The organism is Labrenzia sp. VG12 (assembly GCF_002237595.1).
Lineage (GTDB): Bacteria > Pseudomonadota > Alphaproteobacteria > Rhizobiales > Stappiaceae > Roseibium.
In genome coordinates this window covers 5,384,993-5,409,277 of sequence record NZ_CP022529.1, presented here as the reverse complement: position 1 = coordinate 5,409,277, position 24,285 = coordinate 5,384,993, and the positions used below count along the sequence as shown (strand labels likewise).

19 protein-coding genes are annotated in these 24,285 nt (G+C 59.0%); 8 read left to right on the top strand and 11 right to left on the bottom strand.

What is annotated here, in order from left to right; genetic code table 11:
- The first annotated feature begins 59 nt into the window (after positions 1 to 59).
- The 3 genes from CHH27_RS24960 (at position 60) to ftsH (ending at position 4,828) form a co-directional block, all read left to right on the top strand.
- Positions 60 to 1,100 carry a Fe(3+) ABC transporter substrate-binding protein gene (locus CHH27_RS24960; protein WP_094074010.1) on the top strand — a complete coding sequence of 347 codons (1,041 nt, stop codon included), beginning with the start codon at positions 60 to 62 and terminating at the stop codon, positions 1,098 to 1,100.
- 115 nt (positions 1,101 to 1,215) lie between these two features.
- Entirely contained in the window at positions 1,216 to 2,901 is a 1,686-nt protein-coding gene (locus tag CHH27_RS24955; protein ID WP_094074009.1) for an iron ABC transporter permease, read from the top strand.
- A 100-nt stretch (positions 2,902 to 3,001) separates the two neighbouring features.
- Positions 3,002 to 4,828, top strand: a complete 1,827-nt coding sequence (ftsH, locus tag CHH27_RS24950) for an ATP-dependent zinc metalloprotease FtsH (RefSeq protein ID WP_094074008.1) — start codon at positions 3,002 to 3,004, stop codon at positions 4,826 to 4,828.
- 10 nt (positions 4,829 to 4,838) lie between these two features.
- Here the strand turns inward: ftsH and CHH27_RS24945 are convergent, their stop codons facing one another.
- The 3 genes from CHH27_RS24945 to CHH27_RS24935 form a co-directional block, all read right to left on the bottom strand.
- The gene (locus tag CHH27_RS24945; protein WP_094074990.1) at positions 4,839 to 7,034 is read right to left on the bottom strand and encodes a bifunctional diguanylate cyclase/phosphodiesterase; all 2,196 of its coding nucleotides are present in this window, start codon (positions 7,032 to 7,034) and stop codon (positions 4,839 to 4,841) included.
- Positions 7,035 to 7,368: 334 nt separating this feature from the next.
- Positions 7,369 to 7,998 carry a CoA transferase subunit B gene (locus tag CHH27_RS24940; RefSeq protein WP_094074007.1) on the bottom strand — a complete coding sequence of 210 codons (630 nt, stop codon included), beginning with the start codon at positions 7,996 to 7,998 and terminating at the stop codon, positions 7,369 to 7,371.
- A 13-nt stretch (positions 7,999 to 8,011) separates the two neighbouring features.
- Positions 8,012 to 8,707 (bottom strand): CoA transferase subunit A, encoded by a 696-nt coding sequence (locus CHH27_RS24935; protein WP_094074006.1) that lies wholly within the window; start codon positions 8,705 to 8,707, stop codon positions 8,012 to 8,014.
- Positions 8,708 to 9,047: 340 nt separating this feature from the next.
- Here CHH27_RS24935 and CHH27_RS24930 point away from each other — a divergent pair, with 340 nt between their 5' ends.
- A complete protein-coding gene (locus CHH27_RS24930) occupies positions 9,048 to 9,257 on the top strand; it encodes a DUF6460 domain-containing protein (protein WP_094074989.1) in 210 nt (69 codons plus the stop codon).
- A gap of 212 nt (positions 9,258 to 9,469) precedes the next feature.
- A complete protein-coding gene (locus tag CHH27_RS24925) occupies positions 9,470 to 11,530 on the top strand; it encodes an acyltransferase family protein (RefSeq protein WP_094074005.1) in 2,061 nt (686 codons plus the stop codon).
- Between the two features lie 114 nt (positions 11,531 to 11,644).
- On the opposite strand, the gene CHH27_RS24920 is transcribed toward CHH27_RS24925, so the two are convergent.
- The 6 genes from CHH27_RS24920 to CHH27_RS24895 form a co-directional block, all read right to left on the bottom strand.
- Complete coding sequence (locus CHH27_RS24920) at positions 11,645 to 12,736, bottom strand: GNAT family N-acetyltransferase (RefSeq protein ID WP_157739099.1); 1,092 nt, start codon at positions 12,734 to 12,736, stop codon at positions 11,645 to 11,647.
- Between the two features lie 204 nt (positions 12,737 to 12,940).
- The gene (locus CHH27_RS24915) at positions 12,941 to 13,765 is read right to left on the bottom strand and encodes an ABC transporter permease (protein WP_094074003.1); all 825 of its coding nucleotides are present in this window, start codon (positions 13,763 to 13,765) and stop codon (positions 12,941 to 12,943) included.
- The gene (locus tag CHH27_RS24910; protein WP_094074002.1) at positions 13,762 to 14,691 is read right to left on the bottom strand and encodes an ABC transporter permease subunit; all 930 of its coding nucleotides are present in this window, start codon (positions 14,689 to 14,691) and stop codon (positions 13,762 to 13,764) included. Before CHH27_RS24910 ends, CHH27_RS24915 begins: the two co-directional genes overlap by 4 nt.
- 5 nt (positions 14,692 to 14,696) lie before the next feature.
- Positions 14,697 to 15,854, bottom strand: a complete 1,158-nt coding sequence (locus CHH27_RS24905) for an ABC transporter ATP-binding protein (RefSeq protein WP_094074001.1) — start codon at positions 15,852 to 15,854, stop codon at positions 14,697 to 14,699.
- A gap of 77 nt (positions 15,855 to 15,931) precedes the next feature.
- Positions 15,932 to 17,026, bottom strand: a complete 1,095-nt coding sequence (locus CHH27_RS24900; protein WP_198338293.1) for a polyamine ABC transporter substrate-binding protein — start codon at positions 17,024 to 17,026, stop codon at positions 15,932 to 15,934.
- A 154-nt stretch (positions 17,027 to 17,180) separates the two neighbouring features.
- Complete coding sequence (locus tag CHH27_RS24895; RefSeq protein WP_094074000.1) at positions 17,181 to 18,569, bottom strand: glutamine synthetase family protein; 1,389 nt, start codon at positions 18,567 to 18,569, stop codon at positions 17,181 to 17,183.
- 186 nt (positions 18,570 to 18,755) lie between these two features.
- Between CHH27_RS24895 and CHH27_RS24890 the strand changes: the two genes are divergently transcribed.
- The 3 genes from CHH27_RS24890 to CHH27_RS24880 all read left to right on the top strand — a co-directional run bounded on the left by CHH27_RS24890 (position 18,756) and on the right by CHH27_RS24880 (position 22,396).
- A complete protein-coding gene (locus tag CHH27_RS24890) occupies positions 18,756 to 19,439 on the top strand; it encodes a GntR family transcriptional regulator (RefSeq protein WP_094073999.1) in 684 nt (227 codons plus the stop codon).
- A 70-nt stretch (positions 19,440 to 19,509) separates the two neighbouring features.
- The gene (locus tag CHH27_RS24885) at positions 19,510 to 20,967 is read left to right on the top strand and encodes a glutamine synthetase family protein (protein ID WP_094073998.1); all 1,458 of its coding nucleotides are present in this window, start codon (positions 19,510 to 19,512) and stop codon (positions 20,965 to 20,967) included.
- Between the two features lie 34 nt (positions 20,968 to 21,001).
- Positions 21,002 to 22,396 (top strand): aspartate aminotransferase family protein, encoded by a 1,395-nt coding sequence (locus CHH27_RS24880; protein ID WP_094073997.1) that lies wholly within the window; start codon positions 21,002 to 21,004, stop codon positions 22,394 to 22,396.
- Between the two features lie 28 nt (positions 22,397 to 22,424).
- Here CHH27_RS24880 and CHH27_RS24875 read toward each other — a convergent pair whose 3' ends face one another.
- Both CHH27_RS24875 and CHH27_RS24870 read right to left on the bottom strand, forming a co-directional pair.
- Complete coding sequence (locus CHH27_RS24875; protein WP_094073996.1) at positions 22,425 to 23,435, bottom strand: HupE/UreJ family protein; 1,011 nt, start codon at positions 23,433 to 23,435, stop codon at positions 22,425 to 22,427.
- Positions 23,432 to 24,271, bottom strand: coding sequence for a peptidyl-prolyl cis-trans isomerase (locus CHH27_RS24870; protein WP_157739098.1), 840 nt, complete (start codon positions 24,269 to 24,271; stop codon positions 23,432 to 23,434). Before CHH27_RS24870 ends, CHH27_RS24875 begins: the two co-directional genes overlap by 4 nt.
- Positions 24,272 to 24,285 lie beyond the last annotated feature (14 nt).

The window sequence follows — 24,285 nt, the reverse complement described above, 5'->3', positions numbered from 1 at the left end:
GGCCAAGCACCGGGCCGATCCGTCCCGGGCGAGAACAACCAGTTGACTGGGAGACTTTCATGCGTGCCACGCTTAGCGCCCTCGCAGGTGCCGTTGCTCTGACCTCCGCATCCCTCGCGACGCCGGCATTCGCCGACGGCGAAGTGAACATCTATTCCTATCGCCAGCCGTTCCTGATCCAGCCACTGCTGGATGCCTTCACGGCTGAAACCGGCGTCAAGGCAAACGTCGTCTTCGCCTCCAAGGGCCTGGGCGAGCGCATTGCAGCCGAAGGTGACAACTCTCCGGCCGACGTTCTTCTGACCGTCGACATCGGCCGACTGGACGGCGCCAAGCAGCTCGGCATCACCCAGCCGGTCGTCTCCGACGTCGTCAACGAAAACATCCCCGCTCAGTACCGTGATCCGGAAGGTCACTGGATCGGCCTGACCAACCGTGCCCGCATCATCTATGCCTCCAGGGATCGCGTCGAACAGGACAGCATCACCTATGAAGAGCTGGCTGATCCGAAATGGAAGGGTCGCCTGTGCACCCGTTCCGGTCAGCACGTCTACACCATCGGCCTGATCGCTTCCATGGTTGCCCATCACGGCGAGGAAAAGACCGAAGAGTGGCTGGCAGGCGTCCGTGACAACCTGGCCCGCAAGCCGGCCGGCAACGACCGTGCACAGGTCAAGGCCATCTATGCCGGCGAGTGCGACATTTCCATCGGCAACACCTATTACATGGGCAAGATGGAAACCAACGACAAAGAGCCGGAGCAGAAGGAATGGGCCAAATCCGTCCGCATCCTGTTCCCGAATGCGGCCGACCGCGGCACACACGTGAACCTGGCCGGCATCGTTCTCGCCAAGAACGCCCCGAACAAGGACAACGCGGTCAAGCTGATCGAGTTCCTGAGCTCCGCTGACGCCCAGAAGATCTACGCCGAGACCAATTTCGAATATCCGGTAACCCCGGGTGTGGAAGTCTCCGAACGCGTTCAGAGCTGGGGCGACCTGACACCGGACAGCCTGTCGCTCGACGACATTGCCAAGAACCGCAAGACCGCCAGCGAGCTGGTCGACAAGGTCGGCTTCGACAATGGCCCGGCGTCCTAAGGCACGTCCCTGATCAACAACGTGAAAAGCGCCGCGCTCGCCGCGGCGCTTTTTGCATTTTTCAGGATTTGCCGCTAGAGCTTCCTGCGAACCATTCCCAACGAAAAGACCAGCCTTGCTGCGCACGCCCACCCAATCCATTGTTGACCGTTTCTGGCAGGTTGCAGCGCTTGTGATCGCGGCGTTCGTGCTGCTGCCGATCGGAGCAATCGTCTGGATCGCGCTGACGCCGGCCACGGATGTCTGGGGACACATGCTGGCGACCGTGCTGCCGGGCGCTGTTCAGACGACCCTGTTGCTGATGCTGGGGGTGGGCCTGACAACGGGTGTCACGGGTGTGGCCACGGCCTGGCTTGTCACCATGTGCAATTTTCCCGGGCGCCGTTTCATGGACTGGGCGCTGCTGATCCCGCTGGCCGTTCCAACCTATATTGTCGCCTTCGCCTATGTCGAAGTGCTTGACTATACCGGTCCGGTCCAGAGCCTGATCCGGGATCTCTTCGGCTTCAAGACATCGCGGGACTACTGGTTCCCCGAAATCCGCTCGCTCGGCGGTGCCATCTTTGTCATGGGCGCCGTGCTTTACCCTTATGTCTATCTGACCACCCGGGCGAGCTTTCTGATCCAGTCGGCCTCGACCCTGGACGTTTCACGGACCCTTGGGGCGTCCCCCTATGGCCTTTTCTTCCGGGTCGCGCTGCCGCTCGCCCGACCAGCCATTGCCATCGGCGTGTCTCTCGCCCTGATGGAATGCCTCAACGACATCGGCGCGGTCACGTTTTTCGGGGTCAAGACCCTGACCTTCTCCGTCTATGACACCTGGCTCAACCGGTCGAGCCTGGCCGGTGCGGCACAGCTGGCGATCGCCATGCTGCTGATGGTGTTTCTGCTTTTGTGGCTGGAACGGTTCGGCCGGCGCAAGCAGCGGTTTGACAGCGGCAGCTCCAAACAGCGTCCCCCCACCCGGTTCAACCTGAAACCCGTTCAGGCGGGCCTTGCGCTGTTCCTCTGCGGCGCACCGATTTTTGTCGGTTTCGTGGTTCCCGGCCTGTTGCTGGCCGACCGGGCCAGCCGGCGGCTCGATTTTGTTCTCTCCGAAGGTTTCCTGACGACCATCTGGAACAGTTTCAGCCTGGCCGCCGTCGCAGCGCTGCTGACGGTCCTGATTTCCGTGTCCCTCGCCTACGCGCTGCGCCTCAACGCCAATGGCCCGCTCAAGAGCGCGGTGCGGCTGGCCTCGATCGGCTACGCCATCCCTGGCACCGTGCTGGCCATCGGCATCCTGATCCCGCTGGCGACGTTCGACAACTTCCTGGACGCGCGCATGGAGGCCTGGTTCGGCATCGACACCGGCCTGCTGCTTCTGGGCAGCGGCACCGGTCTTGTCTACGCCTACGTGGTCCGCTTCCTGGCCGTCTCCTATGGCCAGGTGGAGGGCGGTTTCGGGCGCATCAGTCCGCATCTCGACATGGCCGCCCGTACCCTTGGCCGCAACACGGGCCAGACCCTGACCCAGGTTCACCTGCCGATCCTGAAACCGGTCCTGCTGTCTGCGGCCCTGCTCAGTTTCGTGGATTGCATGAAGGAGCTGCCGGCAACGATCCTGCTGCGTCCGTTCAATTTCGAAACGCTGGCAACGACAGTGTTCGAAGCGGCCTCCCGCGAAGCCTTCGAGGAAGCCGCCCTGCCGTCGCTGGCCATCGTCCTTGTCGGCCTGATCCCCGTGATCTACCTGGCGCGCACCAGCGCGTCGACATTCCGCACGCGCCTTTCAAAACGTCAGGCCGGCCCCGCGGTCTGAGGCTCGGCCTTTCGACGCAGGCCGGTGAACATCTTGACAGCGCAACCTCTCCCCGCCCCAATGGCGGCACCCGATCGACCACAACCCGGACGGATTTCAGATGGACAAGAAACACCAGATCAATCTTTGGTACGCTTTCATCGCCATGATGCTGGTGCTGATGTTCCAGAGCTGGTGGACGACCTACAAGACCGTCGAGCAGATCCCCTACAGCCAGTTCGAACAGTATCTCAAGGACAAGAAGATCGAGGAAATCGCGATCAAGGAAAATGTAATTGAGGGCAAGTTCAAGGAGCCGCTGAAGGACGGCAAACAGTATTTCGTGACGACGCGGGTGGAGGTTCCGCTTGCCGAGGAGCTCAGCAAATACGATGTGAAGTTCACCGGGGTGGTCCAGAGCACCATCATCCGGGATATCCTGTCCTGGGTGCTGCCGGTGCTGCTCCTGTTTGGACTGTGGATGTTCTTCATTCGCAAATTTGCGGAAAAGCAGGGCATTGGCGGCATGATGACCGTCGGCAAGTCCAAGGCGAAGGTGTTCGTCGAAAAGGATATCGAGGTCCGGTTCAGCAATGTCGCCGGCGTTGACGAAGCCAAGCAGGAACTGAAGGAAGTGGTCGATTTCCTGCAGGACCCGGCAGCCTATGGACGGCTGGGCGCGCATGTGCCCAAGGGTATTCTGCTGGTCGGGCCTCCGGGCACGGGCAAGACGCTGCTCGCCAGGGCCGTCGCCGGTGAAGCCGGCGTCCCCTTCTTCTCCATTTCCGGTTCCGAATTTGTCGAAATGTTTGTCGGGGTCGGCGCGGCGCGCGTGCGGGACCTCTTCGAACAGGCCCGCAAGGCGGCCCCAGCCATCATCTTCATCGATGAACTGGACGCGCTCGGCCGGGCCCGCGCCAGCGGCCCGATGGGCACCAACGACGAGAAGGAACAGACGCTCAACCAGCTTCTGACGGAGCTGGACGGCTTTGATCCGTCCAGCGGCATCATCCTTCTGGCAGCAACCAACCGACCCGAAATCCTGGACCCGGCATTGCTTCGCGCCGGCCGTTTCGACCGGCAGGTGCTGGTCGACCGCCCCGACAAGCCGGGCCGCCGCGCGATCCTCGACGTCCATGTGAAGAAGATCAAACTCGACGCGGAGACCGACCTCGATCAGGTCGCGCAGCTGACGGCAGGGTTCTCCGGCGCCGACCTGGCAACGCTGGTCAATGAGGCTGCCCTGCTCGCCACAAGGCGCAATGCGGACGCCGTCACGCTGAAGGATTTCAACGAGGCCATCGAGCGGGTGATTGCCGGGCTGGAAAAGCGCAGCCGGATCCTGTCCGACAAGGAACGCAGGACCGTTGCCTTCCACGAAATGGGGCACGCGCTCGTCGCCGCAAACCTGGAAGGCTGCGATCCGGTGCACAAGATCTCGATCATTCCGCGCGGGGTCGGTGCTCTCGGATACACCATGCAACGGCCGACCGAGGATCGTTTTCTCCTGTCCACTCAGGACCTTGAGAACCGCATGGCCGTGCTGATGGGTGGCCGTGCAGCGGAAGACATCATCTTCGGCGAAATCTCGACCGGCGCTTCGGACGATTTGCAGAAGGTGACGGAAATCGCCCGGGACATCGTCATGCGTTACGGCATGGAACAGGCCCTCGGTAACCGGGTCTATTCGGCGCAGCGCCAGAACTTCCTGGGCCAGCCGGCCGGCGATGTCGTCGAGGTGGCCAATGAAACCCAGCGGGAAATCGATCTTGCCATCAAGAGCCGGGTGGAAGGTGCCTTTGCGCGGGCCAAGGAGCTTCTTGAGGAACACCGCAAGGAGCTGGATCAGGGTGCGGAGTTGCTCTTGAGCAAGGAAACGCTGACCGACCAGGATTTTCCGGCGATCCGCCCGATCGCCGAACGCCAGGAACCAGCGGCCGCCGAATAAGCCGGTCCGATCAGGCCGCGCTGATCGTGCCGTCTCGTGTGGTGGTGCCGGAGGCCTGGCGCGAGCGGCCGGAAAACGCCTTTGCCCAGGCCTCGAAATGGTCGGCCGGCATCGGGCGAGCAAACAGGAACCCTTGCGCAGTGGTGCAGCCGTTTTCCATCAGGAAAGCCTGCTGCTCCAGTGTTTCAACGCCTTCTGCGACCACTTCGTAATTCAGGCTCCTGGCCATCGCCAGGATCGTCTGCACGATCGACCGGCTGTGCTTGTCCGTGCCCAGACCGCTGACAAAACTGCGATCGATCTTGAACGTGTTGAACGGCAGGCGCTGCAGATGCGCGAGGCTGGAGTAGCCTGTGCCGAAATCGTCAATCGCAAAGGTGATGCCGGCTTCCAGCAAGGGCCTTGAGGCTTCGGAAACCCGCTCGGGATCCGCCATCGCGACGGTTTCGGTCACCTCCAGCTGGAGCAGTTCAGCGGGAAACCCGGACATTTCCAGTGTTTCCAACACGCGCCTGGTGAAACCTGGTTTCTCAAGCTGGCGGATCGACACATTGACGGCCAGCGGCAGACGCTGTCCGCGATCCAGCCAGGCACGGCCCTGTTCGCAGGCGAGTTCCAGGACACGGTCTCCCAGACGGGTGATCAGGTCGCTTTCCTCTGCAACATCGATAAAGGCCCCTGGCGCGAGCATGCCGCGTTCCGGATGGTCCCATCGCACCAGCACTTCAGCGCCGACCACCTTCATCGAGGTGCAATCGATCTTCGGCTGGAAGACAACGGCAAATTCATCCCTCAGCAAGGCGCGTTTCAATTCCGCTTCAAGCCGAATGCGCTCGTGCGATCCTGAATCCCGTTCTATCTCGCTGTAGAAACAGGCGCGATTGCCACCTGTTCGTTTCGCGGCATACATGGCGATATCCGCGTTTTTCAGAATTTCCGTATAGTCGCTGCCGTCGTCGGGATAGGTGGACACCCCGATGCTGGCGCCGACGGCCATGGTCAACCCGTTGATTTCAAGCGGCTGTTCTACGCATTGCACCAAATCGTCAGCGAGCGTGTAGACGCTGTTCCTGGGCTTGTCCGTTGGCAGGATGACCGCGAATTCGTCGCCTCCCAGACGCGCCACAAGCGGTGCAAACTTGGCCTGATCACCCTCGCAGCCGCCCTTTTGCAGCCCACTGTCGTTTCTGCAGGCGCAGCCAGAGGCTTCCAGGAGCCGTTGCAACCGGGCGGCAACTTCCTTCAACAACGCATCGCCATGGTCATGGCCGTAGCTGTCGTTCACCCGCTTGAACCGGTCCAGGTCAATGAACAGCACCGACATGCGATTGGGCTTGCCAGCGCCGTCCACCATGTTGGCGTTGAAATGCTGCCGGAAACACTCACGGTTCGGCAGCCGGGTCACGGGGTCGACAAAGGCCAGCTCGTGAATGCGGGCCATGTTGGCGCGAATGGTCGCGACCATATCCCGATAGGCACGCGCCAGAACCCCGATCTCATCCCTGCGGTCCACCGGAAAAGGGGCGTCGAAATTGCCGTCGCTTACCGTATGTGCGGTCTGGGTCAATGCCTTGATCGGCCGGACGAAACTCTCCGCAAAATGAAACGTCACCGGGACGCAGAAGACAAGAAGAACCAGCGTGATGACAATGTTGCGCCCCCAGATGGCAAACAGGGTGCCATTGACCGGAACCCGTTTCACCGCAACCAGGGCGACACCGAGAACCGTCTCCGATGCCATGTCCCGGACCGGCAGCGCGATTTCGACACGCTCCTGGGTCTGCCGCAACTGATCCGCACCGGTTGCCAACGCCCGGGCGACCAGCGGATGCATCTCCATCTCGTCGAAGTAGCTGGTTGCGGGATCGCTGTCGATGGTCACGGCGCGTCCCGGATCGTGGACCTGGGCCAGTTCGACGATACCGCTCGAAGCGATGCTTTCCAGTTCCTGTTCCAGAATGAGGTAGTGATGATTGGTCAGGTGCGGCACGGCCAGCCGGCTGACCGTGGCACCGATCGCCTTTGCGTCCGCGACCACCCGATGTTCCTCGTCGCGCAGATCGAGATAGCTGGCGACCATGATCATGACAACGGACAGGACCAGAAACAGCCCGGCAACCAGCAGCACGAAGCGCGAGCGCAGGCTGGGCAGCCAGGTCGACAGGATTTCAACCAGCTTTGCGACGGCCTTCGGTGTTCCAGGCACAACTTTCTCCCTGAGAATACCTGGCACTTATACCCGGGAAGTCTTGAAACCCGGTTCATCGGGTGACTGGTAAGGCACTGAAATTCGTAAACTTTCCGGCATTGCTTTGCCGGTGAAACAACTTGCGTTGTTTTTGCGCAGGAAGCCACGCTAATGTGTGCGCTTTTCAGGCCTCAGGCGCGGATTCAAACCTTAACAAACAGGGAAATACACCTGTCAAAAGTACAAAGGGTGCCGTTTCGGGACAGGTTCCTTCAACAGGTCGCCACCGAACCAAAAAGGGCGCCCGCGTCAAGCGCAGGCGCCCTATCTTCTGTCCGGCTTTGACAGTCGATTACGACAAGATCGTCGCTTCCGTCTTTTCCGTGACCTCTTCCAGGGTCACGTCCGGTGCCAGTTCAACGACCTTCAGCCCGCCTTCGGCAACGTCGAAGACGCCGAAATTTGTGATCACCCGGTCGACGCACTGCACGCCGGTCAAAGGCAGCGAACACGCTTTCAGAAGCTTAGGATCGCCTGCCTTCGACGTGTGGTCCATGATCACCACGACGCGCTTGACGCCGGCAACGAGATCCATTGCGCCGCCCATGCCCTTGACCATCTTGCCGGGGATCATCCAGTTGGCGAGGTCGCCATTCTCGGCAACTTCCATGGCGCCAAGGATCGACAGGTCGATGTGACCGCCGCGGATCATGCCGAAACTGTCTGCAGAGGAAAAATAGCTCGTCTGCGGCAGTTCGGTGATGGTCTGTTTGCCGGCATTGATCAGGTCCGCATCAACCTCGTCATCGGTCGGGAACGGGCCCATGCCGAGCATGCCGTTTTCGGACTGCAACGTCACATGAACGCCGTCCGGAATGTAGTTGGAAACAAGCGTCGGAATACCGATGCCGAGATTGACGTAAAAACCGTCTTCAAGCTCCTGCGCTGCGCGCTTTGCCATGTCATCACGTGTCCAGGCCATGATGTTTTCTCCCTCAGGCTGCGCGCGTAGTGCGCTTTTCGATGCGTTTTTCGTGGTTGCCGACAATGATCCGGTCAACAAAGATGCCGGCCGTGTGGATGTTGTCCGCGTCCAGCTCACCGACCTCGACCAGTTCTTCCACCTCGACAACACAGACCTTGCCGGCAGTTGCCATCATCGGATTGAAGTTCCGGGCGGTTTTCCGGTAGATGAGGTTGCCTTCCTTGTCGGCCTTCCAGGCCTTGACCAGCGACAGATCGGCCACCAGACCGGTTTCCATGATGTAGGTCTCGCCGTTGAAATCCTTGTGTTCCTTGCCTTCCGCAATCAGGGTGCCGACACCGGTCTTAGTGTAGAAACCCGGAATGCCTGCGCCACCGGCACGGATGCGTTCGGCCAGGGTGCCCTGCGGATTGAACTCCAGCTCCAGCTCACCGTTCAGATACTGCTTTTCGAAAGTGGCGTTTTCGCCAACATAGGACGACACCATCTTCTTGATCTGACGGGTTTGCAGCAGCAGCCCGAGCCCGAAATCATCGACGCCCGCATTGTTGGAAATGGCGGTGATGTTCTGGGCTCCGGAATCCCGGAGCGCCACGATCAGATTTTCCGGAATGCCGCACAGGCCGAACCCTCCGGCCATGACCGTCATGCCGTCAAAGGTCAGGCCCTCGAGGGCCGCCTTCGCGTCCGGATAAATTTTGTTCATGTTTCACTCCCAGTTAAGACCGCAAGATGCGTGTGGCGCACATTCGCCGCTCGGCTCAATGCGGTCAAGTTCTCTTTGCCGCATTGCAGCGAAATACATGAGCGCTTCGTCACTTAATCGATTTATCGGTGAAAACACTGAGCTTCTACCCAGCCAAGGCGGTCGAAGTATCCGATTTCTGCCAAGTTGTTTATGGTTTGTAAATTCTTAAGGCTAAGAATCCGGAAGCAGGCACCCGGTTTTTGCAGCACGAGACCTGCAGGCCAGCCTGTCCAGGACAACATGCCGAAAGAAAACGCCTGCTGTGTACCCGTTTTTGTCGACCCTTATCAAAATTGCGGTGTTTTCTCTGCTTGTCGGGGCGGGTCTGTCCTTTGTCAATATCTCCGCGGAAGACATCCTGGGAACGGTCGGGCTCAGCCCGATCCAGCTCTGGATCTACATGATCGAGTTCCGGGACTGGGCTATTCCCAACATGATCCTCGGCGCCTTTATCGTGGTTCCGGTCTGGCTCGTCATCTATCTCTTCCAGCCACCACGCGCGGGATAAGTGGCTTTTCCTGCCAGGTGCGGATTGCCAATCAACAGGGTGCAAACTGGCGATACGGCACCCAACGCTGCGGCCGTGCAGGTCACGAAAGGCGCCTAGTTGGTTGTCACATGGAGTTGATTTCGGGTTTGGTAGTGATTTGCGCTTAAACCCAGCATTGCTGCGAGAAAGTCGGATATCGCCGCGGCCAGACCGGAAAAAATCGAGTAAACATGAATTATCGCCGCGAAATTGATGGGTTACGGGCAATCGCAGTTCTTCCGGTGGTTTTTTATCATGGCGGTGTCGAACTGTTCTCGGGCGGCTATGCCGGCGTGGACGTGTTTTTTGTCATCTCCGGTTATCTCATCACCGCAATCATCATCTCCGAGCTGAGTCAGGGCCGTTTTTCACTAGCGCGGTTCTACGAACGTCGGGCGCGAAGAATATTGCCCGCCCTGATCGCAATGGTGACCATCAGCACGGTTCTGGCTCTTATCTGGATGCCACCAAGCCAACTGATCACCTATTCCAAGACGGTCGTGTCGATTGCCCTGTTCTCTTCCAACTTCTTTTTCTGGAGGAACAGCGGCTATTTCGATCCTGAGGCAGAGTCCAATCCTCTGATCCATACCTGGAGCCTCGCGGTCGAAGAACAATTCTACATTCTTTTTCCGCTGGCATTGATGCTCTTTTGGAGGTTCGGCCGAAGCCGCGTTTTCTGGCTGATTGCCATAAGCGCCGTGGCAAGCTTGCTTCTAACGGAATATGGCTGGCGCTACCGGGCCTGGGCAAACTTCTATCTCTTGCCGACACGTGCGTGGGAATTGCTTGCCGGTTCGCTGTGCGCCCTGGTACTTCTGCAACGCGACCTCAAACCCAATTCAAGCCTTGCCTTCTCCGGATTGGGGATGATTGTGGTCAGCATCCTCCTGTTTGACAGGTCGACCCCGTTTCCTTCCCTTTGGACCTTGTTGCCGGTCGCGGGCACAGTGTTGATCATCCTGTTCGAAGACGGAGCAACACTCACCGGCAAACTATTGGGGGCCAAACCATTGGTGGCGATTGGCCTCATTAGTTACAGTCTCTATCTCTGGCATCAGCCGATGCTGGCTTTCACGCGCATTCGCTTGCTGGACGCTCCCTCGGAGCTGATGCTATTGGGTGTCGCCCTTCTATCCGTCCCAGTGGCCTATCTTAGCTGGCGGTATGTCGAACAGCCGTTCAGGAAGACCGCCACCGCCTCATTTGGCAAGACCTCAACCAAGACGATTCTGACCGTTTCTTTTGCAGCGCTCTTGCTGGTCTTTGCCACGGGTCTGTTCGGCGTTCTTTCGGAGGGCATGCGTTTCCGTTTCGCTCCCTCACTCGTCGCCATTGACGACAGCCGCCGCGACGTATCCCCCTTGCGTGCGGCGTGTTACGTCGACAACAAGGACAAGAACGTCAAAGTCGGTCGGCTGCCCCGCAACGACTGCACGTTTCCGAACGAAAGCGGTGGCATCGACGCCATTTTGCTGGGGGACAGTTATGCTGACGCTGTCTCCTGGGAATTGATCGAGGAGCTGCGGGAGAGAGATATCGGCGTCACCACTTTGGCTGTCGCAACCTGCGTGCCGTTTGAAGGATATTGGCACCACCGTGCGCGCTGTGACCAATCCAGCAGGGAAATCATAGATTTTGTCCTAAACAGCGATATCAAAACGGTCGTGATAGTTGGCCGTTATTCGCTCTATACGGATGACGGGGTCTTCGACAATACGGTCGGCGGCGTCGAGACGACGCCGATGGGGCCAAAGATCTTTACGAACAGCGTGGCGCATGGTGAAGGTATTGAAGCCAAACTTCTCAACGGGCTGAATATGCTGGGCAATGGCACAAACCGGTTTCTTGAGGCCGGTAAAAATGTTGTTCTCGTGCATCCTATCCCGGAAGCCGGCTGGAATGTCCCGGACCGCTACTTCAAGCAGCTCCTCCACAACCCGCAGGACGATGAACTCAGCATACCCTATGCCGCCTATCTAAACCGCAATGGCAAGATTGTTGAGTTTTTCGAAAAGATGTCTGATCCCAAGCTGTGGCAAGTCAGGCCCCAGGACACGCTCTGTTCTGCCGAGAGCGGGCAGTGTGTGAACGCCGTGGGCAGCGATGTCTTCTATTTTGACGACGATCATTTGTCGGGTGCCGGTGTCCGCCTGATCGCCCGAGATATCTCGGATGCCGTCGACCAATCGCTCACTGCGTCATCGCAGACACCTTCCGGCACAAAGGCAACGGAGCAAACGCTTCATTGAGGGCACCGCCTCGGTTCCCCGCAAGCAGCTTGCAACACAGTGGCGGTGATCGAACATCCAGCAGCGAAGGCCACCCGGCATCAGGCTGGAGCGCCTGCCGCCATTCCCCGGAGACTATTCGCCGTCCCTGTTTCGCCCGACAGCAATCTTCAGCACTTCATGCGCCGTGTGGTGCGCTTCCCTTGCGCGCAAAAACAGTTTGCCTCTTGCGCTCAAAGGCTTCAGCAATCGCCGTGTATCAAGTGGCTCGCCGCCAAATCTCTGTTTGTAATCCTGTTCACCGGTACCGAATGAAAACCATCGAACTCCTTCTTCCGAGGCCCATTCGATGACCTTTGCAAACAGCACCATCCCTGGCGAATAGCTATGCCATTTGTCATCGCCAATTGAGATCAAAACCGGAGTTGCCTGGGTTTCTGATTTCATCAGAACCAAGGCCGCAACAATGTGATGCCCGTGACGCAATGCAAAGGCCCTGTATGGGGAGTTGAGCGTCTCCATTTCCGCCAGGGATCGATAAAATGAGGCTCGTTCTTCGCGCTGAAGACTGTCTTCGCGGCCCAGCTTCCGAAATCGATCGCAACGCTGCCCGGCAAGCACCGAGAACAACGACAAGCGCTCTGTCGGCGTTGTAGCCTCTTCGAAGACCACACCCATTTCAGTCAGTTTGCGATACTTAGATCGCACTTTCTTGTAGATCGCTTTCCGGCGCCAGCTGCCACCCGCTTCATCGTCGAAAAGATCAAGCCTGCGGGTTTGGCTATCCAGCACACACTCGGACTGCGCAAACAGCGGATTGTTCAGCCCACACACTCGGTAGTGCAGCTTTTTCACATCGATCAGATCGATATCGTCGAGTTCTGAGAAATAGGCCTGAATTGCCTTTGGCAACAAGCCGTCCGCAGCATTCCCGGCACTTGCATCCAACACCGGAGCCGTTTGATCGGCAAGTCCGCAATCAGGGACTTCCAGCACGCGCAGTGGCCCGCGACGGTATCTGAGCAACGGCAACAGCATAACCGGTTGTTTGGCTTGATGGGCGTTGCTGAAGCTGATCACCGACAAAACCGTGTTGTGCCCACGGCAATGGGTCGCCTTTAGCGCATGAAGGAAAGCTGGGGTCTGAAATGGCGTTTGCACCGGCTGTTGCAACGTTGCCCACAATTCGTTCAGTTCCGTTAGGGTCGGATTTTCGAGTTCACGCAACAAAAACACAGACGCGGGATCACTTCGCAGAGGCAATCTTTGCTCCGACCCAAGCCACGTCATTGACTGTTTTTCCCCATGCTAATTCCGGCGATGCCACAACCAAAATATGTGCATCTTCGATATTACCATTTATGGCACGGGTTCGTTAAAAAACCGGTAGCAGCAGGTGGAATGTGTGTGATTGCAGGATCTTACCCAGGGTCATCCTTCGGCGCCGAACGCTGCCCTTTCATCCCGTTCACGCTGAACCTGCTGCCGTTTGGTGGCGATGGATGCCGCAATCACGCCAACCGTCACGAGGCCAACCAGGATGGTACAGACAGCGTTGATCTCAGGCGTCACACCCAGCCGCACCTGGGAGTAGATCTTCATGGGCAGCGTTGTCGCACCCGGACCTGTGGTGAAACTGGCAATCACCAGATCGTCGAGCGACAGGGTGAACGCCAGCATCCAGCCCGCGATCACACCCGGCAGGATAATCGGCAATGTGATCAGGAAGAAGGTTTTCACAGGCGGGCAGCCGAGATCCTCTGCCGCTTCCTCGATGGACTTGTCGAAACCGACGAGACGCGACTGCACCACGACGGCGACATAGCAGCTTGCAAAGGTCGTATGCGCCAGCATGACCGTCCAGAAGCCTCTTGCGGTATCCATGGCCACAAACAGGAGCAGCAGAGACAGCCCGAGGATCACCTCGGGCATCACCAGCGGCGCAAAGATCATTCCCGAAAACAGCGAGCGCCCGACAAACCGGCCTGAACGCACCAGGACCAGCGCCGCCATGGTGCCGATGACCGTGGCAAAGGTCGCCGAAGTGAAGGCAACCCGCAACGTCACCCAGGCCGCGTCGAGGAGCTGCTCGTTCTGCAGAAGCGACGCGTACCACTTGGTGGAAAAGCCGCCCCAGACCGTCACCAGCCGGCTCTCGTTGAACGAATAGATCACCAGAAGCACGATCGGCAGGTAAAGAAACGAAAATCCTGCAACAAGCGAGGTGATGTTGAACCATGTCGGGCCGCGCGTCATCCGTTCTTCTCCGACATTTTCTGTTGCTGGTTCTGGAAGAGCACGATCGGGATCACAAGGATCAGGAGCAGGATCACGGCGACCGCCGATGACACCGGCCAATCCCGGTTGTTGAAGAATTCGGACCACAGGGTCTTGCCGATCATCAGCGTGTCGGACCCGCCCAGGAGGTCGGGAATGACGAATTCGCCGACTGCCGGAATAAAGACCAGGAAACAGCCTGCAATCACGCCTGGCAGCGACAATGGCACGGTGATTTTCCAGAAGGCCTTCCAGGGTGGACAGCCGAGATCTTCGGCGGCTTCCAGGAGACTGCCGTCCAGCCGCTCAAGGCTCGCATAGAGCGGCAGCACCAGAAACGGCAGATAGGAATAGACGATGCCGACATAGACGGCGATGTTGGTGTTGAGGATGGTCAACGGCTCGCTTATCAACCCGAGCGACAAAAGCAGCTGGTTCAGGAGGCCTTCATTCTTCAGGATCCCGATCCAGGCATAAACGCGGATCAGGAAACTGGTCCAGAAGGGCAGGATCACCAGCATCAGCAAGGTCGGCCGCCAGGATTGCGGGCTGCGCGCCATGCCATAGGCGATCGGATAGCCGATCAGCAGCGTCAGGATTGTCGAGATGCCGGCAATGACAACCGAGGAGACATAAGACTTCCAGTAGAGAGCGTCTTCGGTCAACCAGAGATAGTTTTCAAACGAGAAGTCCGAAAAACTGTCCCAAAACGCCTGCCAACCCTCGGCCAGATCGAAAGTCGGCGTGTAGGGCGGAATGGCAATTGCGACCTGCGACAGCGAGATCTTGAAGACAATGAGGAACGGCGCAAGAAAGAAGATCAGCAGCCAGAGATAGGGCGCTGCGATCAGCAGCCAGCCGCCAAGACTGCGTTTGGGCGGAGCGACAACATGTTCCTCTGACATCTCGCTTACCCCTTCAAGATGACGCCGGCATCCCGGTCAAAGGACAGCACGACGTTGTCGTCCCAGGTGATCGGATTTTCCACCATGCGCGAGACATTGGCGAAGGTTGATCGCAAGGTGTCATGGTCCCCGTCGCCAATCTTGGTGTGAATGATCGACACGTCTCCCAGATAGGCAATGTCCCAGACGATCCCGCCGGCCTGGTTGGCAAGGCTCTTGTCGCGCTGGCCTTGTGTTATGCGCACCTTTTCCGGCCGGATGGCGTACCAGACCGTGTCGCCGACACCGGCTTCCGTTACCTGATCGCTGTCGATGGAAAAATCGCCGATGACGGCCTCAAGCTGCGTTCCGGCTTCCGATTTTCCGGTGACCGTGGCCTCGATCAGGTTCACGTCGCCAATGAAGTCGGCGACGAATTTCGAGTTGGGCGCTTCATAGATTTCTGCCGGAGTTGCGACCTGCACCAGTTCGCCCTTGTCCATCACCGCGATCCGGTCGGCGACGGTCATTGCCTCCTCCTGGTCGTGGGTAACAATCAGGAAGGTCATTTTCAGGTCTTCCTGCAGCGCCATGAGTTCGAACTGGGTTTCCTCACGCAGCTTGCGGTCCAGCGCGCCAAGAGGTTCGTCAAGAAGCAGGACCTTCGGCCGTTTGGCGAGCGAACGTGCAAGTGCCACGCGCTGGCGCTGGCCGCCGGAAAGCTGATGCGGCTTGCGCTTGGCAAACTGTTCCAGCTTGGTCAGGCGCAACATCTCCGCGACCCGATCCCTGATATCGGCTTCCGGCAGCTTGTCCTGCTTCAGGCCGAAGGCAATGTTCTTCTCCACGCTCATATGCGGGAACAGCGCATAGGACTGGAACATCATGTTGGAGGGGCGCTTGAAGGGCGGGATGCCGGCAAGATCCTGACCATCCAGAAAGATCTGTCCGGAGGTCGGCGTCTCGAAACCGGCCAGCATGCGCATCAAGGTGGTCTTGCCGCAGCCCGATCCTCCGAGCAGCGCAAAAAACTCGCGCTCGTAGATTTTCAGGGAGAGATTTCTGACCGCAACAAAGTCACCGAATTTCTTGGTGACATTGCGGAACTCGATGAAGGGAACCTGGCCGGGATCCTCCCAGGGCGTGAATTCCTTGCGCACCGGACCGATCGATTTCTTCGCCAAAACAATCCCCCACCCCTAAGAGATTTCACTGAAATCAGAAGCGCCGGGTCCATTCCGAACCCGGCGCTTCACATGACTTACTGGCCGCTCTTCACGCCGGTCCAGGTGCGTGTCACCACGCGCTGCACCTTCGGCGGATAAGGGGTGGTGGTGTAGAGATTGCTGACAGTTGCCTCGTCCGGATAGATCGCCGTATCGCCGATCACATCCTCGTTGAGATGCTCCTGAGAGGCCTTGTTGCCGTTGGCGTAGTAGACATAGTTGGAGGCCTTGGCCATGACTTCCGGTCGCATGATGTAGTTCAGGAACTCATGCGCTTCTTCCACATGTGGCGCATCGGCCGGAATAGCCATCTGGTCGAACCACATCTGGGCGCCTTCCTTCGGAATGGCATATTCGACAGTCACGCCGTTGTCGGCTTCCGCTGCGCGGTCCCGCGCCTGCAGCACATCGCCGGACCAGCCGATGGCCACACAGATGTCGCCGTTGGCGAGCGCATTGATGTATTCGGAGGAATGGAATTTCTGGATGCTCGGGCGGATCGTCGCGAGCAGTTCACCCGCTTTCTTGATCTCGGCCGGATCCTTGCTGTCCGGATCAAGACCCAGATATTTGAGCGCAGCCGGGATCATCTCTGCCGGTGCGTCCAGCATGAAAACACCGCACTCCTTCAGCTTCTCGATGTTTTCCGGCTTGAAGATCAGGTCCCAGCTGTCGACAGGCGCGTCTTCGCCAAGGACTTCCTTCACCTTGCCGACATTGTAGCCAATGCCTGTGGTGCCCCACATGTAGTTGATCGAATAGGCGTTGTCCGGGTCGTATTTCTCGACACGCGCTTCGATGTCCTTCCACATGTTGGACAGGTTGGAGAGTTTCGACTTGTCCAGCGGTGCGAAAACACCGGCCTGGATCTGGCGGGCCAGGAAGGTACCTGTCGGCACGACCACGTCATAGCCGGTGCCGCCGGCCAGCAGCTTCGTTTCCAGAACCTCGTTGCTGTCAAAGACGTCATAGACGACCTTGATGCCGGTTTCCTTGGTGAAGTCTTCCAGGATGGATTCGTCGATATAGTCGGACCAGTTATAGACATTCACAACCCGGTCCTGGGCAAGTGCAGCACCGCTCATCAGGCTGAGAACGGCGACACCGGTCAACATGGATTTCAACGTCATTTGAGAACTCCCCTCAGAGTGTGATCGGAAGGCCTTGTTTTCGGCCTAGTCCCTGATTGCTAACGGACATTCGCGCTGTTTTACGTCTTGTCTGTCCCGCAGAGTGGCGATGGCACCAGATTTTGTCCAGCATCGATTTTGGGCGCCGCCACCGTTACAAATAGGTCTGACGTTCAAGCGAAGAAATCTCCCGCCCGAACTCGTTCAGTTCCTCCCGTTTGATCTCCGTCAGAACCTTGTGCATTTCCGGTCCGACGGCCTGTTTCATCAGTTTCGAGGCTTCGAAGGCGTCGATTGCCTCGTCCATCCACGGCGTCAACCGCTTCTTGCGTTTTTCATAAGCGTTGCCCGTGACAGGAGCCGGTGGATCCTTCTTTTGCCGCAAGCCTTCCATCATGCCCGCAAGAATGCCGGTCAGGACCAGATAGGGATTGGCGTCGGCCCCGGCGATGCGGTGCTCGACGCGTGCAGCCTCGGGACTCGATGCCGGCACCCGCAGGGCCACCGACCGGTTGTCATACCCCCAGCAGATCGAGGCCGGTGCATAGGACCCCGGCTGCATTCGGCGGAAGCCGTTGAATGTGGAAATGAACAGCATCAAGGCTTCGGGCATGGTCTTCAAAAGACCGTTGATGGCATGCCCGAGCCGCTCCGGCCCCTTGTCCGGATCGGCAAATAGGTTGCCGCTCTCGTCCTCCATCGAAACATGCACATGCATGCCGTTGCCCGGCCATTCCACAAAGGGCTTGGCCATGAAAGACGCCTTGAGTTCATGCTTGCGCGCTACGCCGGCCACCAGCCGGCGCAGCAACACGACGTCGTCGGCAGCCAGCAGCGGATTGCGGCGGTGATGCAGGTTGAGCTCAAACTGCCCGGGCGCCGCTTCGGACACCGCCGCATCCGCCGGAATATCCTGGGCCTCACAGGCTTTTCTGAGATCGTCGACCACCGGCAACAGCGCTTCCAGGTCCGAGAGTGCATACATGTTCTGGCGCGCTGGCCCCAGATGCGTGGAAAAGAGCGGCTTTGGCTGCTCCGTCCAGTCACCGTCGCTTTCTTCGAACAGATAGAATTCCAGTTCAAAGGCGCAGGTGGCCGTCACGCCGAATTCGTCCTTCAGCCGGGCGACCATATTTTCAAGGACATGGCGCGGATCTGCGAGGAACGGCTCGCCGTCCCGATCATACATGGACAAGAGCACCTGAGCCGTCTTGCGATCTGTCCAGGGCACAAGTTTCAGCGTTTCAGGGATTGGCCAGCAGACCCCATCCTTGTCGCCGGTCTCCAGATGCATGCCGGTGGCCTCGACCTCCCGGCCCCAGACATCAAGCCCGAAAAGAGAATACGGAAAGGCAACGCCGCCTTCAAAGACCTTGGGCAGCGCCTTGCCGGGCAGCCACTTGCCGCGCAGGACGCCGTTGGTGTCCGGCAGGACCACTTCCAGCGTGTCCAGATCCGGATTTTCGGCCATAAAGGCATCAAAGTCGCGTTTCCAGCCGGGCTCGGCCGGATGTTCCAGGATCTGGTGGGGTAATTCGTTCATGTTTTCTTTTGTCTCGCCCCTGCCGCCAGCCGATCCGTCCTGCGCTTTATTACAAACCGGTCGTCAGCTTTCGTTTGCGTCCTTTTCAAAAATGTGATCACTTTCGGGAAACACTGTCAAGCGGGATCGCAAAATTCGCGATCCTGACGCAGAAGGAGGACATCCTTGCCGCTTCGGCGATCCGCCATGCAATCCGGTCCGGCCAAAGCCGAGGCGCCCCCCTCTTCGTCCCGGGGCGCGACCCGTGAACAGGTCGACAGCGCCGTTCGCTCAGGCCTTCTGACGGGACGCTTCATTCCCGGGAAAGCCGTGACCATCAGGGGGCTTGCGGCAGAACTCGGGGTCAGCCCCATGCCGGTGCGCGAGGTGCTGCAGCGGCTGGCTGCTGAAAACGCCCTGGAGGTCAAACCCAACGGGCGCGTCCAGGTGCCCGACATGACCCCAAGCCGGTTCGACGAAGTCCTGAAGGCACGCCAGCTTCTGGAGCCCGAGCTTGCGGAGCTGGCCCTGCCGAAGCTGTCAAAGGCTGATGCAGCAACCCTGAAGGCCATTGACGACGATATTGACGCGCGCCTGATTTCGGGGGACGCGGAAGCCTATATGCGGCTGAACCACGCCTTTCATTTTCATATCTACCGAGCCTCCCGCTCCGAGGTGCTGCTGCCGCTGATCGACAGTCTCTGGCTGCAATTCGCCCCGTTCATGCGCACCGTTTACGGCCGTGTCGGCACAGCCAGCCTTGAAGACCGGCACAAGGAAGCCATCCGCGCAATCGAACAATCCGACGCAGCCGGTCTGCGCGCGGCCATCTCGGCCGACATCAGCGACGGCATGGGCCTGCTGGGGAAGGAAATCCTCTCGGACACATGACCCGGTTGATCCGATGCACAAGAAATGTCATTTTGTGATCACAAAATAGCATGCCAAATTGACGGGGGCCATGGACACGGGTCCGGACCCCAGGCAACACACCAACACTCTGGAGCCTCTCGTGACGTCCGAAACGCCCGACAGCGAAAGCACAAATCCGGTCGACAGCCTGCGCGGCGTGCCAAGCATGGAGGCTGCACGGGACTGGCTCAGCGCCCGCAACATCCAAGACATCGAGTGCATCGTGCCAGACCTTGCAGGTGTTGCCCGCGGCAAGATGATGCCGACGGAAAAATTCTTTTCCGGCCCGGTGATGACCATGCCGGCCTCGATCTTCGCCCAGACGATTTCGGGCGACTATCCGGATGACGACGACTGGTTCCAGCACAACCCCACCGATGGCGATCTCTATTTCAAGGCCGATTACAGCACGCTGACGACGGTTCCCTGGGAGAGCGATCCGACCGCACAGCTCATCCACGATGCGCAGACCAGACAGGGCGATCCGGTCGAGACGGCACCGCGCAACGTCCTGAAGCGTATCCTGAAGCTTTACGAGGACAAGGGCTGGGAGCCGGTGATCGCGCCGGAAATCGAGTTCTACCTGGTGCGCCCCAACACCGACCCGGACTATCCGCTGGAACCGCCCCGTGGCCGGTCCGGCCGTCCGGAAGTCGGCCGGCAGTCCTATTCCATTTCGGCTCTCAACGAGTTCGACGACCTGATCGACGACATCTACGACCTGTCGGAAAAACAGGGGCTGGAGATCGACACGCTGATCCACGAGGAAGGCGCGGCGCAGATGGAAATCAATCTGCGCCACGGCAACCCGCTGGCACTCGCCGACCAGGTTTTCCTGTTCAAGCGCACCATCCGCGAGGCGGCCCTGCGCCATGACATTTACGCAACCTTCATGTCTAAGCCGATGTCGAACCAGCCGGGCTCGGCGATGCATATTCACCAGTCGGTGGTCGACAAGGAGACGGGCCTCAACATCTTTGCCAGCGAAGACGGGGAGGAAACTCCGGATTTCCTGGCCTTTATCGCCGGGCATCAGAAATACCTGCCGAAGGTGACCTCCATCATGGCGCCTTTCGTGAATTCCTACCGGCGCTTCTCCAAGACCTCGACCTCACCGGTGAACGTCCACTGGGGCTATGACAACCGGACGGTGGGACTGCGTGTCCCCTATTCCGACCCGCAGGCGCGGCGGCTGGAAAACCGGATCCCGGGCTCGGATGCCAATCCCTATCTGGCGATCGCGGCCAGCCTGGCCTGCGGTTATCTGGGCATCGTCAACGGCCTGAAGCCGGGCAAGCCGCGCGCCGACGATTGCACGGAGCTGGCAAAATCCCTGCCGCGCGGCCTGCCGGAAGCCGTCTCCCAGCTCGAAAAGTCCGAGGAAATGATCGAGCTCTTCGGCGAAAAGTTCGTCGCCACCTACCGGGCGATCAAATACGAGGAATTCGAAACCTTCATGTCCGTGATCAGCCCCTGGGAGCGGGAATATCTCCTGCTCAATGTCTGACCCGAAATCCGATTATCCTTCTGGAGCGCATGCCATGACGGCCCATTCCAACATCTATCCGACCAAGGCCCTGCAGGAGCTGGACGCCGCCCATCACTGGCACCCTTTTTCGGACATGAAGAGCCTCAATGAAGAGGGCAGCTGGGTGATCACCAGCGCAGACGGCGTCTGGCTGACGGATTCGGACGGCAAGAAAATCATGGACGGCATGGCCGGTCTGTGGTGCGTCCAGGTCGGTCATGGCCGCAAGGAAATCGCGGATGCCGTCTACAAGCAGATGAACGAATTGTCCTATTACAACACGTTCTTCAAGACGACCCATCCGCCGGCGATTGCCCTGTCGGAAAAACTCGCCCAGCTGGCTCCGGCGCACATGAACCGGGTGTTCTACTGTTCGTCCGGCTCGGAAGCCAACGACACGGTGTTCCGCATGGTGCGCACCTATTGGGACAAGGTCGGCAAGCCGGACAAGAAGGTGATCATCGGCCGCTGGAACGGTTATCACGGCTCGACGCTGGCCGGCACCAGCCTGGGCGGCATGAAGGCCATGCACAAACAGGGTGACCTGCCGGTCGCCGGCGTCCACCACATCGACCAACCCTACTGGTTCGGCGAAGGCCAGGACATGAGCCCGGAAGACTTCGGCATCGCCGCGGCGCGCAAGCTGGAACAAGCGATCGATGAAATCGGCGAAGACAAGGTTGCCGCCTTCATCGCCGAGCCGATCCAGGGCGCCGGCGGCGTCATCATCCCGCCGGAGACCTACTGGCCGGAGATCCGGCGTATCCTGGAAGAGCGCGACATCCTGTTTGTCTCCGATGAGGTCATCTGCGGCTTCGGCCGGCTGGGCGAATGGTTCGGCGCAGATTATTACGGCATGAAGCCGGACCTGATGCCGATCGCCAAGGGTCTGACCTCCGGCTATCTGCCGATGGGCGGCGTTCTGGTATCTGATCGGGTTGCCGAGGGCTTGATGCTGGCCGGCGACGATTTCAATCACGGCTACACCTATTCCGGACACCCGGCCTGCGCGGCCGCCGCGCTTGCCAATCTGGAGATCATCGAACGGGAAGGTCTGGTCGACCGGGTCAAAAACGACATCGGCCCCTACCTCAAGGAACGCTGGCTGAAACTGGGCGAACACGAGCTGGTCGGTGAAGCCCGCATGACCGGCCTTGTCGGCGCGCTGGAGCTGGTGCCGGACAAGGCAAATCCGGCAACGCCCTTCAAGGATGTCGGTGTGCCGGGCCTGCTCTGCCGCGACATCTCCTTTGAACATGGCATGGTGATGCGCGCCGTGCGCGACAGCATGATCATCTCGCCGCCGCTGGTGCTGACGCACGAAGAGGCCGACCATCTGGTGGCAACGGCGGAAAAGACGCTCAATGACACTCACCGGGTGCTGAAGCGGGATGGTTGGCTGGGATAGTCTCACGAGCTCTACGAGCGGATCCGCGTCAGGTGAAAGATGCGACCCGCTCGATCAGCCAATAGCTTGATACCCCGCCAATCGTATAGGCCAGCACGACGACCAACGTGCGGCGCGCCTTCACAGCCCGCTGCCCAAACGGCAAGAACAGGAGCGTCAGGACGATCGCTGCAATGGTGACGAAAGCCAATTGTCCCAGTTCCACACCGACATTGAAAGCCAGCAGGGCCAGCGGAATATCGGCCTGCGGCAGCCCGATCTCGCGCAAGGCCCCAGCGAAGCCGAGGCCATGCAGAAGGCCGAAGGCAAAAGTCACCAACCAGGGGGCTCGTTGCGACAGTCTGTTTTCATCTTTCTGGGCCGAGATGATTTCAATTGCCAAGAACACGATGGAAAGGGCGATCACGGCCTCCACCGGAGCTCCAGGCAACGATATCCAGCCAATTGTGGAGGCCACCAAGGTCAGGCTGTGTGCGACTGTAAAGGCCGTCACGGCTCCTACCAGACGCCAAAAATGCGGGATCAGCACAAGAAGGGCAAACAGAAACAGGAGGTGATCCCAGCCTTCCAGAATGTGCTCAAATCCTAGTCCGGAATAAACAGCAAAGACGGTCCGCCAATCCGGATCCCTCGGCAGTGTTACCGTTGTCGTATCCGCATTCAGTCGAAGAAAAATCGGTGTCCTATCCAACGCCGCAAAGCGGACCAGAACGTCCGTTTGCGTTTGTTCAAGACCCGGAATGGCAATCTGCTTGCCAGCAAGACCTCCCTCACACATTGCCACCCAGTCGGCTTCCCAGGACCCGCTTTTTGAGACGACATTGGGGCCGGTGTGTGGAAGACAGGCTTCAGGCAGAAGAAGATCAATCGCCATCGCCCGGCCAGCGACATCCGGAATGCGCCAGTAGACTTGCCAGCGTACCTTGTCGATCTGTTTGAGGGCAGCAAAACCCGGCTGCAACTCGTGAGCGTACGAGGTGCCTGACAGCAAAAGACCCAACAACACCAACAGACGACCGCAGGCATTGGACCAGGTCACTGCGACTGCCCCTCGACAATAATCCGGTATTGGGACGCAAGCGCTTCCTGCTGGTCTTTTTTGGCCTGCTCGTATCTCTGCAACAACCAGTCTTCGCTCACACGTTCCCGGGCCTCTTCAAAAGTGAGTTTTTCCGGCAACCGGTTCTCGGTAACCCGCACCAAATGAAACCCGTAGCCGGACTTGACAGGCCCCTGCCAGTTTCCGGTCTCAAACAACTGGAGTGTTTCAAACAGACCATCCCCAAACAGGCCGTCTACCTTGGCCCGCGCTGAGATGCCCAATTCCGACGGCAGCAAGGTCCGCTTGCCCAATTCATAGAAGGGAACACCTGCCTCAAGCTTTGTCAGAATTTCTGCCGTCACAGTCTCGTCCGGAATCTCACCGAGAAAGACCTGTTCGAAGGCCACGTGCCCGGGCCTGAGATAGGATGCGCGGTTGGCCTCAAAATGCGCCGTTAGATCATCCTCGGAGGGTTTTTGTGCCCTGGCTGCCGAGGCTGCGAGGTAGTCCATTTTCTGGACAAGCCGGCGGCGCAGCACCGTGTCGTCGCGATCGAGGCCCAGTCGCAAGGCTTCGCGCACCAGCACTTCCTCTCGAATGAAATTGTCGACCAGCTTCTGCTGTTCGGCAGTTGTAGGTGCGCGCTGCCAGATGGCTTGAAACTCGGTGTTCAACCGATCCAGCTGCAAGGACGTCACGGCAATTTCAGACGAAGGATCTCCGCCGGGTTCAGGATCACTCGGCACAACCGCGCCGTAATACACAAAGATAAGCGCGCCCAGGACCAGAAAATGGAGAAGCGGCTGGCGCAGGAAACGGGACAATGCAGTCAAAGTTTCTTCCGGTT

Excerpts from the sequence above, each read along its gene's own strand:
- CHH27_RS24925 (WP_094074005.1), top strand. The coding sequence starts at position 9,470 with ATGAATTATCGCCGCGAAATTGATGGGTTACGGGCAATCGCAGTTCTT.
- CHH27_RS24885 (WP_094073998.1), top strand. The coding sequence starts at position 19,510 with ATGGACACGGGTCCGGACCCCAGGCAACACACCAACACTCTGGAGCCT.
- CHH27_RS24940 (WP_094074007.1), bottom strand. The coding sequence starts at position 7,998 with ATGGCCTGGACACGTGATGACATGGCAAAGCGCGCAGCGCAGGAGCTT.
- CHH27_RS24935 (WP_094074006.1), bottom strand. The coding sequence starts at position 8,707 with ATGAACAAAATTTATCCGGACGCGAAGGCGGCCCTCGAGGGCCTGACC.
- CHH27_RS24890 (WP_094073999.1), top strand. The coding sequence starts at position 18,756 with ATGCAATCCGGTCCGGCCAAAGCCGAGGCGCCCCCCTCTTCGTCCCGG.
- CHH27_RS24880 (WP_094073997.1), top strand. The coding sequence starts at position 21,002 with ATGACGGCCCATTCCAACATCTATCCGACCAAGGCCCTGCAGGAGCTG.
- CHH27_RS24960 (WP_094074010.1), top strand. The coding sequence starts at position 60 with ATGCGTGCCACGCTTAGCGCCCTCGCAGGTGCCGTTGCTCTGACCTCC.
- CHH27_RS24915 (WP_094074003.1), bottom strand. The coding sequence starts at position 13,765 with ATGACGCGCGGCCCGACATGGTTCAACATCACCTCGCTTGTTGCAGGA.
- CHH27_RS24910 (WP_094074002.1), bottom strand. The coding sequence starts at position 14,691 with ATGTCAGAGGAACATGTTGTCGCTCCGCCCAAACGCAGTCTTGGCGGC.
- CHH27_RS24895 (WP_094074000.1), bottom strand. The coding sequence starts at position 18,569 with ATGAACGAATTACCCCACCAGATCCTGGAACATCCGGCCGAGCCCGGC.
- CHH27_RS24900 (WP_198338293.1), bottom strand. The coding sequence starts at position 17,026 with ATGACGTTGAAATCCATGTTGACCGGTGTCGCCGTTCTCAGCCTGATG.
- ftsH (WP_094074008.1), top strand. The coding sequence starts at position 3,002 with ATGGACAAGAAACACCAGATCAATCTTTGGTACGCTTTCATCGCCATG.